The sequence below is a fragment of the Oceanobacillus longus genome (assembly GCF_042650085.1).
GTDB classification, from domain to species: domain Bacteria; phylum Bacillota; class Bacilli; order Bacillales; family Amphibacillaceae; genus Oceanobacillus; species Oceanobacillus longus.
In genome coordinates this window covers 19152-31947 of sequence record NZ_JBHSAO010000018.1, presented here as the reverse complement: position 1 = coordinate 31947, position 12796 = coordinate 19152, and the positions used below count along the sequence as shown (strand labels likewise).

General features: G+C 37.5%; 12 protein-coding genes. 3 read left to right on the top strand and 9 right to left on the bottom strand.

The window, feature by feature from the left end:
* Nucleotides 1-119 precede the first annotated feature (119 nt).
* The 3 genes from ACFOUV_RS18245 to ACFOUV_RS18235 form a co-directional block, all read right to left on the bottom strand.
* Nucleotides 120-914, bottom strand: coding sequence for a YfkD family protein (locus tag ACFOUV_RS18245; protein WP_379498210.1), 795 nt, complete (start codon nucleotides 912-914; stop codon nucleotides 120-122).
* Nucleotides 915-1050: 136 nt separating this feature from the next.
* On the bottom strand, nucleotides 1051-1734 hold the full coding sequence (locus tag ACFOUV_RS18240) for an amino acid ABC transporter permease (protein WP_379498209.1): 684 nt from the start codon (nucleotides 1732-1734) through the stop codon (nucleotides 1051-1053).
* 93 nt (nucleotides 1735-1827) lie between these two features.
* Nucleotides 1828-2712, bottom strand: a complete 885-nt coding sequence (locus ACFOUV_RS18235; protein ID WP_379498208.1) for a transporter substrate-binding domain-containing protein — start codon at nucleotides 2710-2712, stop codon at nucleotides 1828-1830.
* A 330-nt stretch (nucleotides 2713-3042) separates the two neighbouring features.
* Between ACFOUV_RS18235 and ACFOUV_RS18230 the strand changes: the two genes are divergently transcribed.
* Nucleotides 3043-4977 (top strand): heavy metal translocating P-type ATPase, encoded by a 1935-nt coding sequence (locus tag ACFOUV_RS18230; protein ID WP_379498207.1) that lies wholly within the window; start codon nucleotides 3043-3045, stop codon nucleotides 4975-4977.
* An 18-nt stretch (nucleotides 4978-4995) separates the two neighbouring features.
* Here the strand turns inward: ACFOUV_RS18230 and ACFOUV_RS18225 are convergent, their stop codons facing one another.
* The 3 genes from ACFOUV_RS18225 to ACFOUV_RS18215 form a co-directional block, all read right to left on the bottom strand.
* Nucleotides 4996-5817: a YihY/virulence factor BrkB family protein gene (locus ACFOUV_RS18225; RefSeq protein ID WP_379498206.1), complete on the bottom strand. Its 822-nt coding sequence runs from the start codon at nucleotides 5815-5817 to the stop codon at nucleotides 4996-4998.
* A gap of 203 nt (nucleotides 5818-6020) precedes the next feature.
* On the bottom strand, nucleotides 6021-6317 hold the full coding sequence (locus tag ACFOUV_RS18220) for a YtxH domain-containing protein (RefSeq protein WP_379498205.1): 297 nt from the start codon (nucleotides 6315-6317) through the stop codon (nucleotides 6021-6023).
* 14 nt (nucleotides 6318-6331) lie between these two features.
* The gene (locus ACFOUV_RS18215; RefSeq protein WP_379498204.1) at nucleotides 6332-6805 is read right to left on the bottom strand and encodes a low molecular weight protein-tyrosine-phosphatase; all 474 of its coding nucleotides are present in this window, start codon (nucleotides 6803-6805) and stop codon (nucleotides 6332-6334) included.
* 171 nt (nucleotides 6806-6976) lie between these two features.
* On the opposite strand from ACFOUV_RS18215, the gene ACFOUV_RS18210 reads away from it, so the two are divergent.
* Nucleotides 6977-8347: an alanine/glycine:cation symporter family protein gene (locus ACFOUV_RS18210; RefSeq protein WP_379498203.1), complete on the top strand. Its 1371-nt coding sequence runs from the start codon at nucleotides 6977-6979 to the stop codon at nucleotides 8345-8347.
* Nucleotides 8348-8400: 53 nt separating this feature from the next.
* Here the strand turns inward: ACFOUV_RS18210 and ACFOUV_RS18205 are convergent, their stop codons facing one another.
* The 3 genes from ACFOUV_RS18205 to ACFOUV_RS18195 all read right to left on the bottom strand — a co-directional run bounded on the left by ACFOUV_RS18205 (nucleotide 8401) and on the right by ACFOUV_RS18195 (nucleotide 11258).
* Nucleotides 8401-9066: an SOS response-associated peptidase gene (locus tag ACFOUV_RS18205; protein ID WP_379498202.1), complete on the bottom strand. Its 666-nt coding sequence runs from the start codon at nucleotides 9064-9066 to the stop codon at nucleotides 8401-8403.
* Between the two features lie 15 nt (nucleotides 9067-9081).
* Entirely contained in the window at nucleotides 9082-10077 is a 996-nt protein-coding gene (locus ACFOUV_RS18200; protein ID WP_379498201.1) for a glutaminase, read from the bottom strand.
* A gap of 308 nt (nucleotides 10078-10385) precedes the next feature.
* Nucleotides 10386-11258, bottom strand: a complete 873-nt coding sequence (locus tag ACFOUV_RS18195) for a CAP domain-containing protein (protein WP_379498200.1) — start codon at nucleotides 11256-11258, stop codon at nucleotides 10386-10388.
* A 461-nt stretch (nucleotides 11259-11719) separates the two neighbouring features.
* Here ACFOUV_RS18195 and mreBH point away from each other — a divergent pair, with 461 nt between their 5' ends.
* Entirely contained in the window at nucleotides 11720-12727 is a 1008-nt protein-coding gene (mreBH, locus tag ACFOUV_RS18190; protein ID WP_379498199.1) for a rod-share determining protein MreBH, read from the top strand.
* The last annotated feature ends 69 nt before the right edge of the window (nucleotides 12728-12796 follow it).

The window sequence follows — 12796 nt, the reverse complement described above, 5'->3', positions numbered from 1 at the left end:
GTCATTCTATGTTGTTTTTATTTTATTAACTTTACTACTTTACCATGATAAAGCATTGAAATAAAATAATCAACCCTTTGGACGTAAAAAAACCCTGTAAAAATATTACAGGGTTTAGTTTATTTTAGCTGAAATGAAAAAGATATATGATCCTGTATGGGAATCCAGGCACCAATGCCCTGTTTCGTAACATTTTTGATTTCAATTGACTTTTTTGAACCCTTTAACTTCACATATACTTCTCCAAAGGTAACTTGACCTTTTTCATTAACTGCTGGAGCGTAGGCCTGCAATTCTCCATATTTCTTAACTGGTACTCCATAGGAATTGTCTTTTTTTGTGTTTTTTCCAATAATCGTATTATAAGATAATGGTAACTTTGTCTTTCCCTTGGCCTTGAGAAGCATCATCTTTTTAATATCATCTGGATCAGCAATTTTATTGGTTAATGCACCTTTTATCTCTTTTTGTTCCTGTTGTATATAATTCATGTTTTGAGGGGTATCTCCCCCCAAATTATTAAGCTCATTCATATTTATTTGCTGGTATTCCCAGTTAATATTCGACTCCTCAGAATTATAATTTAATGCCCATCTTCCAAGATAGATCATTCCTCTATATCCGATCGATATTGGAGATGGACTAATGGATGATTCATTCAGCATTTTAATAAGATCCGGGTTTTCAATAGGAATGGACATTTCATCCAGTAACTCCTGCGTTAATTCACTTGGTTCAACAACTTCCTGGTCTTCCGTCGAATTAGGATACGTATTTTCTTTCGATATATCTAAAACATGACTTGGTATTTCGATGTCTTTATCTGGCTTTTTCTCAGCTAAGCCAGCTGATGGGGAAAAAAGGGACAATAAGAAAGCAACAATTACGAAGGCTATTATTTTATTTATTTTCATGTTTTCCAATTCCTTTCTTTTCCCTTATTTTTTTCGTTTATGGCTAAATTATACATGACGGCAAGAAATACTTTTAACAAGCTTAAGAAGCCTATATGGATACATAAAAAAAGACGCTCGTAGTGAGCATCTTTTTTTAAATAAACTTACTATAATGCCTTTCCAAACTCTCCTGCAAGTACCCTATAAGTATACAAACTGGCCAATAAATGAGAGCCACAAGTACATACATCGTCATCGCATCAAACTCCCTACCTGCAACAATTTGCGTCTTTTGGAAAAGCTCTGGAACTGTAATAACAGCTGCTAGTGATGTCGCTTTTACTACATCCATGAACACATTTGTTAAAGGGGGAATGGCAATACGGGTTGCCTGGGGTAGAATGATTTTTCTTAATGTTGTCCAGTAAGGCAAATTTAATGCTCTTGCCGATTCCCATTGGCCTTTGTCAACACTATTAAGGGATGACCTGTCTATTTCGGCAATATATGCAGAACTATTCAAACCAAACCCAATAATGGCAGCGGCCATTGCAGTAAATTCAATTCCAACGACAGGTAAGCCAAAGTATAAAATAAAAAGAAATACGAGCATAGGCGTACCGCGCATAAAGGAAATATATACGCGGGATGGCCATCGCAGTAGGATATTCTTGGAACCTCTGGCTAACGCAAGAAATAACCCCAACACAAGACCAATTCCCATTCCCGCAATGGAAATGAGAAGCGTCATAGGCAATCCTTGTAAAACGAATGGAAGACTATCGATTGCAAGTTCGATATCGAATAATCCACCAAAATCAAATCCATTGAAGTTCATCTGTCATTCTCCTTACAGTGTATATTCAGAAAGAGATAAAAAGGAAAAATTAGAAATTTGGGCGTATTATTTTTACCGACTTTTGAACATTCTTTACAGTTCGAGACCTTCAATTACCTCAATCTCACCTTCAGGCTGGATAGAAGCATCTTCTTCATAGAATTGTATTGCTAGTTCAGATAATGTTCCATCTTCACGCATTTCACTTAATGCATTATTAATTTCCTCTGTAAGCTGATCAGCCCCTTTAGGAATGACAACAGCTTGTTCAGTCGGATGGAACTTTAACGTTGGATGAAGATGCAAATCAAAATCAGGAAATGCCGCTACACCGAATTTTGTTAAATAATAATCATTGATAACAACATCTGTTCTTGCATTACTAACATCACTTAAATATGCTTCATTTGGTGCGTTACCATATGTAATAACCTCCGCACCAAAATGTTCAGCAATCTGGCTGTATATCGTTGTAGCACCACCACCAGCTTTTTTCCCTTCCAAATCGTCCAATGTTTCAATTCCTGAATTATCAGATTCACGAACTGCCATGGTTGAATAGGAATACTTATATGGTTCACTAAAATTAAATTCTTCTTTTCTTTTATCGGTTGCTTCAATATCATTTGCTGCAACATCAATTCTTCCATTTTGCACAGCTGGAAGCATACTGTCAATTCCCATAATTTCAAAGCTGACATCAAGTCCTAGACGATTGCCAATCTCACGCAGAACTTCAACATCATACCCCGTCAATTCGTCATTGTTATCATAATAGGAAGCGCCAATCAGGGTACCAGATGTTCCTACAACAAGTTCTCCTGCTTCCTGTATTTCTGCCCATCTTTCATCTGTAACTTCTTCTGAATTGTCTTCCCCTTGATTACTTGTTTCCTCTTCTGTGCTATCTGAATCACCACAGGCAACGAGTACTGCGATAATCGCTAGAAATACGAGATATAGACTAAATTTCCTCACTTCACACACTCCTTTGTTATATATAAAACTCTCAGATAATTGTAACAGAAGAATACTGATAAATAAAAGTTTTTTACTCTGTCCCAATAAAAATAAAGAATCCATCTATAACAACTTATTCTAGCTCGAAATATATCAGTGTATTCATAAATTTAGTATTGACTCATTATTAAGGAGTGCTATAATAAAATTAGTTACTAGATTATAATAATTATAATCAGTCCATGTCGTTGCATGTAACCTTTTAGAACGTGCTTGTAGTAAATAAACTTTCTATCGTATAGTTCAATGCTAATGATTATTATTCTCATTTAAAGGAGGTAATTGATAATGAATATCAAAGCAAATGCAATACATTCAGGAACTGCTAATGAACGTATTGTTTCTACTAAAATTAGAATCGGCCGAATGAAAGAACATATTGAATTAATTGCTGCCTTAATTAGTGGTATTCTCATTTTAATAACCTGGACATTGGGTGATCACTTATCGGATACATTATGGGTGACGCTTCATCTTATCGCTTTTGCTATAGGCGGTTACGCAAAAGCAAAAGAGGGTATTACAGAAACAATCCGTACAAGTAAATTGAATGTAGAAATACTAATGATTCTTGCAGCAATAGGATCTGTTGCAATCGGATACTGGACAGAAGGAGCCATTCTTATTTTCATCTTTGCCCTTTCAGGTGCCCTAGAAACATATTCGATGAATAAGAGCAATAAAGCTATCTCTTCCTTAATGGATCTTCAGCCAGAGGAAGCATTACGGATTAGGGTTGGGAATGAAACGGTTGTTCCAGTATCCGAATTAAAACTGGATGATTTGATACTTATCCGTGCAGGAGAGCGGATTCCAGCCGATGGTATTATTGTAAAGGGATCATCATCCGTCGATGAGAGTACCATTACAGGTGAATCCATGCCAGTCAATAAGTTAAAAAGTAATGAAGTATTTTCAGGAACTGTCGCACTCGACGGGACACTTACTGTAAAGATTACAACAAAGCCAAATGAGACTCTGTTTCAAAAAATAATACAATTAGTACAGTCAGCACAGGAAGAAAAGTCACCCTCCCAATTATTCATTGAGAAATTTGAAAGCTCTTATGTATATATCGTGTTAATTGTAGTAGCGGTTATGATGTTTCTTCCTTATTTTGCATTTGGTTGGTCACTAGCGGATAGCATTTATCGTGCAATGGTATTGCTTGTCGTAGCATCTCCTTGTGCACTTGTTGCATCGATTTCTCCAGCAACATTATCAGCCATATCCAATGCTGCCAAAAAAGGGGTACTCTTTAAGGGCGGCATGCATATTGAAAATTTAAGTGAGATTAAAGCAATCACACTGGACAAAACGGGTACATTGACAAATGGAAAACCGATTGTTACCGACGCACTTTTTACATCTGATTATAATGAATTACAGATTTTATCTGCCGTTGGCGCAATTGAAAGTGAATCGATCCACCCACTAGCAAAGGCAATTACTGCCTATTGTGAGGAAAATGCTGGAAACTTAAATCATGTAGAAGTACTAAACATGAAAAATAGTAGTGGAGAAGGTGTTACCGCTGAGGTGTTTCATAAAACATGGAAAATCGGTAAAGCTGATTTTGTAGGAAAAGAAGCTGCTGAAGATTTTCAGAATGGTGCACTGGCTGAACTAGCATCCGAAGGTAAAACAGTGACGTTTGCCAAAGCAGATGAAGAAATTGTTGCGGTTTTTGCTTTGAAAGATACGGTACGACAAACAACAAAGAAAGCAATTTCAAAATTAAAAAAGAATGGAATTACAACGATTATGCTTACAGGTGATAATGAGTTAACTGCTAAGGCAGTTGCTGAAGAGGCAGGCATTGATCATTATATTGCGAATTGCCTTCCAGAGGATAAAGTGGAACACGTGAAAAAATTCCGGGAAAAGTTTGGGAATATAGCAATGGTTGGAGACGGGATTAATGATGCACCTGCATTAGCCAGTGCCAACGTCGGTATTGCGATGGGAGAAGGGACTGATATCGCCCTCGAGACGGCAGATGTCGTGCTTATGAAAAATGATTTATCCAAGATAACGAATTCCATTCATTTATCAAGTCGGATGAATCGGATTATCAAACAAAATATTATATTCTCACTGAGCGTGATCGCGGTATTGATTTTCAGCAATTATTTCCAGTTAATAGACCTCCCTCTTGGAGTGATTGGACATGAAGGAAGTACAATCCTTGTCATATTGAATGGTTTACGTTTATTAAAATAGCTGCCCTCCACTGGGCAGCTATTTTAATAAACGATGTTCTCTTATAAAAGCATTGATTACTCCGCCAGTGATGACGATGATACCAAACAAATAAAACCAGATCATCAGAACAATCACCGTTCCTAGACTGCCATAAGTTGCAGAATAATTACCAATATGGTTTACGTAGAAGGAGAATCCCCATGAAACCATCTGCCAGGCAACTGTAGCAAACAATGTACCCCAGACGATATTTTTAAAGTAAATCTTTTTATGTGGAGCAAGTTTGTATAGAAAAAAAAGAACGATAAAAAATATTGCTGAAGAAACGACCCACCTGAGCGTTTCCCATACGTCAAGAAACCCCCCTGATAAACCAAAAATGGAGAAGATATATATACCAATCATTCTTCCGAAAACCGGTAACAGCAATGCTACTATAATCACGATTACCATAGCTATTGTCATTATTATTGCAATCAGCCTATCTCTAAAAAAAGAGCGATTTCTCTCAATTCTGTAAGCACGGTTAAAAGCTCTGGTAATGGCATTTACGCCATTTGATGCAGCCCAGAGTGTACCAATTATCCCGATGGAAAGTAAACCACCATTCTGTTCGTTCATCATTTGTTCCACATTGGTGTTAATGAGGTCCATTACTTGCGAAGGTGCAAAAGATCCAATGGTATCAAGAATGACGTGTACATCGATTGGTAAATAGCCTATAAAGTTAAATAAAAACAATAAAAAGGGGAACAAAGATAAAAGAAAAAAATATGCCAACTGAGCAGCCAAACCGAACACATCTACTTCTTCTACGCGTTGATAGAACTGCTTGCCAAGGCTTAATAAATCTTTCACACTCAACCGCTCCCCATGAAAAGTTACTTTGATCAACCTTTATAATGCGTGTTCAAAAGGAGGATAAAAAGGACAAAGAAGTTCGAGGCAGCGTAGCTCCCGGTAGCGGAACGTATGTAGTTAATACGTGAGCAACGGAAAAGCAAGCTAACGAAGAAATTCGATGTGTCATTTTTACCAGACTTTTTGAACAACCTTTTTTATTACTCTATTTCTTTACCTTCACTTTTATTCGTTACTTTGTCCAATGTCGCTTCTACTTGTTCCAAAGCATTAATCGCATTTGCTGCTCCGTTGGCAAACGTTTGGTTAAATTGATCAAACGTATCTTTCAGATTATGAATGGCCTCTGATGGATGATTCATAAAATAAGTAGAATTTATCCTTGCTGAAGTTAGCTTTTCTTTTGCGTAATCTCTCGTATCTCTGTCAAATAGCGCTGTTACGCCACCTACAGCTGCTCCAATTGTAATACTTAATAATAGTTTGCGTTTTCCCATCCTGATTCTCTCCTTTAATTAAATTGATGTTTTTCCTTTAAATAACGAAGTAAGTGAGAACACCCTGCTGATACCAACTGATACGTATATTCAAAGTTCCCGGTATAATAAGGGTCCGGAACATTAGCTTCAGCAGGATTTTCAACAAAATCCATTAATCTTCGAACTACGGTAGAATCGTTTCCTTTACGTATATTGCCCAAGTCCTCTAGATTTTGATCATCCATTGCAATAATATAATCAAAATCATCCCAATCATCTTCAGCTACTTGTCTTCCCAGCATTCCTTCAAAGGATATTTTTTCTCTTTCCAATAAAGTCCTCGTACCTTCATGCGGTTGTTTACCAACATGCCAGTTACCTGTTCCACCAGAATCCACTTCAATTTGGTGAGATAAATTCTCCTTATTCACCAAGTCCCGAAATATTGCTTCCGCCATTGGGGAGCGACAGATATTACCTAAACAGACAAATAATACACGTATCATTATTTTAACACCCTTCCTGCATATATTATAATCATCTTTCTATGCGATAAGCAAAATATGTATCCTATTTTATTCGCAAATCCGCATATTTCCAAGAAGTTAAACAAAACGGTTACTATTGACAATTTTCGAAATATTTACTAGTATATTTACATAAAAGGGGGATGAAAAATGATAGACATACTAAATGACATTAGTGGTTTTGTCTGGGGCCCACCAACATTAATTTTAATTGTTGGAACAGGTTTATATTTAACCTTCAGATTGGGATTTTTGCAAATTAAAGCATTACCTTACGCTTTGAAATTTGCATTCAGCCCGAAAAGACAAGATAAAAAGTCTAAAGGGGACATTAGCCATTATCAGGCACTGACCACAGCGATGGCCGCTACCATAGGAACCGGTAATATAGTCGGGGTAGCAACCGCGGTTGTAATCGGTGGTCCAGGGGCAGTTTTCTGGATGTGGATCACGGCATTGTTTGGAATGGCAACGAAATACGCGGAAGCTGTTTTAGCGGTTAAATACCGTGTTGAGAACGATAAAGGGGAGATGTCCGGGGGACCAATGTATTACCTTGAAAGAGGTCTCAAGGCAAAATGGCTAGGTGTTTTATTTGCTATTTTCGGTTCCATTGCCGCATTTGGTATTGGAAATATGGTTCAATCCAATTCCGTTTCAGATGCATTGGAAACTTCCTTTAATGTCCCTACTTGGATAACAGGTATCGTTCTTACCATTTTAACGGGTCTAGTTATTCTTGGTGGAATTAAAAGTATTGGTAAAGTCACTGCATTTTTCGTTCCTATCATGGCATTATTTTATATTGTCGGCGGTTTAATTATTATGGTAATGAATTTTGATCTTATCCCTGCTGCTGTTGGCTTAATTTTTACAGATGCATTTACAGGTAGTGCTGTAGGTGGTGGTATATTAGGAACAGTAATTAGATACGGGGTTGCACGTGGGGTCTTCTCGAATGAAGCTGGTTTGGGTTCAGCTCCAATTGCTGCAGCTGCAGCAAAAACAGACTATCCTGGTCGCCAAGGTCTTGTTTCTATGACCCAGGTTTTATTTGATACCATTATCGTTTGTTCCATTACAGGTATTACAATCGTTATGGCAGATATGTATTCCGGTGGTTTAGATGGAGCTCCATTAACAAGTGCATCTTTCTCCGCATTTTTGGGTGATACTGGTGGATACTTAGTGACCATTGCAATCGTGTTCTTTGCATTCTCTACACTTGTAGGCTGGTCCTATTATGGAGAAAAATGTTTCAATTACTTATTCAAAAGTACAAAAGCTATTTCTATTTATCGTATTGCATTTGTCTTAGTTGTATTCTACGGTGCTATTGAATTAATTGATGTCGTTTGGCTGATGGCAGATATTATGAACGCATTAATGGCAATACCTAACTTGATTGGTCTATTGGGTCTATCAGGCGTCGTTGTCTATGAAACAAAGAAATTTATGAAGGTTGCTAAAGAAGAAAAAGAAGAGGAAAAGATCGCTAAGACTAAAGCTAAATCAGCGTAAGAGCAAAAGGGGGATATCCTAGGAATTATCAGGGTATCCCCTTTTATAAATTATTATGCAATTGGGTCTATACATAAAGGGTCGTTATTTTTAGCTGCATTGACATGATTTCCTACATTATATGCAGTAAAATCTTCATCATCGATATGCTGTAGTAATTGTTTCGCTTTTTCAGGTTGCAGTTGATTTGGTTGTATCCATTCATTTTCCTTTTGCTTTGGGAGAATAATTGGCATGCGGTGATGTATATCCTGCATAAATGAATTAGCCTCTTTGGTTAAGATTGTACAAGTAAATAATGTTTGATCTCCCTGTTCCCACTTGTCCCAAAGACCAGCAAATGCAAATAATTTACGATCCTTCAATTGAATCCTTTTCGGCTGCTTTTCCTGTTCTGTTTTTTTCCATTCATAAAAACTGTCTGCTACAATGAGACATCTTTTGCGAGACATCAGGTTTTTAAAGCTCGGCTTATCATCCGCGGTTTCACTTCTAGCATTTATCATTTTGTACCCTATTTTTTCGTCCTTTGCCCAAGAAGGAACAAGTCCCCAGCGTAGATGGCCTGCCCTCTTCTTATTACCATCATGAATAATAGCTAGCACATTTTGGCCGGGCGCTATATTATAACTTTGATTAAATGATTCAATGCCTTCTTGAAGTTCAAATTCCTCCAATATTTCCAGCTCATCAGCCAGCAATGTATACCTTCCACACATATAATCACTTCCCCACTAAAATAAACTTAAATCCCATTGATTAGCAATATGCCTTAATAATTTAATCCCACCAATACTGTTTCCCTGATTATCTAATGCGGGGCCATAAACTCCAATCCCACAGCCTTCTAGAAAGGGAAATTCTTCATCCCTAACCCTTGGTGGAACCACTGCCAAAATCCCTCCGGATACACCGCTTTTTGCCGGCACACCAACATAGGCTGCAAATTTACCGGAGGCATCATACATCCCACAGGTCAACATTAATGCTTTCGCGAGACGACTTATTGCCCTTGGTATTATTTCTTCATTTGTATTTGGATCGAAACCATCATTTGATAGAACTAAGCCAATTCTTGCAAGATCATCCACCGTAATTTCAATGGCACTTTGTTTAAAATAAGTTTCCAATGTTATACCGAGATCTGATTCCAAATAGTCTCCTTCTAACAGATAATAGCCAATAGCTCTGTTTTTCATGGAAGTATCCCGTTCCGATTCATATGCCCTTACATTTACTTCCGGACGATAACCAATCATCTTTTCCAACAGTACGATTAGTGCCTCCAACTTCTGATCAGATGTTCTGCCCTCAAGCATAGAAGAAACAGTGATTGCTCCGGAATTCACCAGTGGATTAAATGGTTTATTCGGCCGTTTCATTTCCAGATGCATGATTGAATTAAATGCTTCACCGGTTGGCTCCACATCTACACGGCTCAGTACATAGGCTAGACCTCTTTCCATACATGCTACTATAAATGTCAGGACTTTTGAAATACTTTGGATTGTGAACTTTTCCTCTGTAATACCAGACTTAATGATTGTCCCATTTCTCCCAATAATTGAAATCCCCAATGCATCCGCGTTGGCTTCCGCTAAAATTGGTATGTAAGTAGCCACTTCTCCATCCACCGTTTGCTTTTTGAAAAACTGAACCCAGCTATCTACATATTCCTGTAACCATTTTTCTGTTACTTCTGTATTTAAATTAGCTGTTCCTTGCACCATAGATTTCACCTCCAAATATGCATTTTCGACTAAAGTATATATTTGTCTTTACCCTATATAGCTTTATTCTACCCATATTATTTGCATACAATCTTAAATCGGAGCGAAGGAATTTTGATAAAAAGGACGAGCATATTAATTATCAGACCAAACTATCAGTAATACAAGAGAACGGTCACTCATTAAACTGATGAGTTACCAAACAAACCCAAAACACAAAAAAAACGCTTGGATTTAAGTCCAAGCGTTTTTCTGTGGTTAATTCGTTTTTCTCCATGTTATCTGAACTACTTAATCATCTTAAAGTATTATTTTCCGATAAATTGTTGTGTCCAGTGGTTACCTTGTTCTACATAACCTACACCAATGTGTGTATAGTTACCGTTTAAAATATTTGCACGGTGACCTTCACTATTCATCCAAGCTTCTACAACTTCTGCAGGAGTACGTTGTCCTTGTGCAATGTTCTCTCCGGCAGTATTATAAGTGATACCAAAGCTCTTCATCATATCAAAAGGTGAACCATACGTTGGACTGTTATGATCAAAATAGTTATTTACAGCCATGTCATTTGATTTCTCACGAGCTACTTTACTTAACTCTGTATCAATTTGCAATGCTGACAAACCTTGTTTTGCTCTTTCTTGGTTTGTTAATTCAACTACTTCTTGCTCAAATTGGTTTAATTGTTGCGACTGTTCCTGCTTTTGTTCAGCTGGTTCTTCTTGCTGAACTGGTTGTTGTACAGGTGTTGCCGGCTGTTCTGCTGGTGCTTCTTCTTTAACTGGCGCTTCTTCTACTGGTTGCTCTACCGGTGCCTCTTCTTTAACTGGTGTTTCTTCTACCGGTTGTTCTGCTGGTGTTTCTTCTTTAATAGGTGCTTCTTGTACCGGTTGTTTTACGTTTTCTTCTGTAGTTTTCTCATTCTTCTCTGTTACTTGAAGTGATTTCCAATCGATATTGCTCCAGTTAATATCAAATCTATTAGATACTTTATCTAGTAGACCTTTCATATCATTTCCTGAAACAGCACCCCATTCTCCATTCACAGAATAAAGAACTTTATATGAAAGATTAACTTGTTGATTTTGTTCTGTTGAAGCCTCAGCGTCTGATGAAAAAGCTCCACCAAATAATAAAGCTGTAGACAATGCTGTAACGATTCCTATCTTTTTAAACATCTAGATGCACTCTCCTTTGTTTTTTGTTGTTGTGTTTTCTTGTGCAAAATCATCATAGCATAGGTTTTTTGTAATATTTGTGGGAGAGATTTCCATATCGTTAAATTCTATAAAATCAATTTTCCCTATTAATCTCAAATCCTTATTCTTCATAGTAAAGAAGGATTTCCTGAAATCGGGTAGGATGGTAAATGTTCAAAAAACAGGAAATTATTACTACAAAGTCAGGATTGACACCTTTCTAAAAGCGGGTTCATGTTACAGACTGCAATAATTTGTAATGAAAATGTCACTTGATTTTCTTCCTCTAAATGTTTTAATTTTAAGAGTAACGTTATTTAAGATGAGGAAAATCTATTACACTTATTTCAGTATCGATCAGGTATATTCATTGCCTTCTGAAACTGTAACTTCATATTAAAGTACGATAAAATAATTTGTCATCATTGGAGGTACATATTATGTTTTCAAACGCAGAAATTGGGATCGACTTGGGTACGGCAAATATTCTTGTCTATTCAAAAACAAAAGGAATCGTCTTAAACGAGCCTTCAGTTGTGGCTATTGATATTAATACAAAGCAAGTTGTGGCTGTTGGTTTAGAAGCAAAAGAAATGGTCGGCAAAACACCGAAACACATCGTGCCTATTCGTCCGTTAAAAGATGGCGTAATCGCGGATTACGATGTAACTGCTCAAATGTTGAAAGAATTATTAAAGAAAGTCAGTAAAAAATTGGGCATGTCCATGCGCAAACCAACCGTGGTTGTCTGTACTCCTTCAGGGAGCACTTCCGTTGAAAGACGTGCCATTCACAATGCTGTGACAAGCTACGGAGCAAAACACGTTCATCTCATTGAAGAACCTGTTGCAGCGGCAATCGGAGCAGATCTTCCGGTTGATGAGCCCATTGCAAATGTAATCGTTGATATTGGCGGAGGAACTTCTGAAGTAGGTATAATCTCATTTGGCGGAATTGTATCTTGTAACTCTGTACGCACTGCAGGGGATAAAATGGATGAGGAAATTATTCAGCACATCCGTAAGAAATACAATATTCTAATTGGTGAGCGCACAGCCGAAAACATTAAAATGGAAGTCGGTTATGCGTATCCAAATCATCAAGAAACTACGATGGATATTCGCGGCCGGGATATGGTTACCGGTCTACCAAAAACAATTGAAATTACTTCAACTGAAATCTATCACGCTATTAAGGAATCTCTCGAAAGAATATTGGAAGCTATTCGCTCAACCTTGGAAGAATGCCCACCAGAGTTAAGTGGAGACATTGTGGACAACGGGATTGTCCTAACCGGCGGAGGATCACTTCTAAACGGCATGCAGGAATGGCTTGCAGAAGAAATAAGCGTTCCGGTGCATATGGCTCCAAATCCACTCGAATCTGTGGCAATCGGAACCGGTCGTGCTCTTAAAATGATAGGGAAATTACAAAAAGCAGCAAAGTAAGCGCTCATTCATAAATAATGCAAAATCCCACCTCAAGCAGGTGGGATTTTGCATTTATTTTTATCTGTA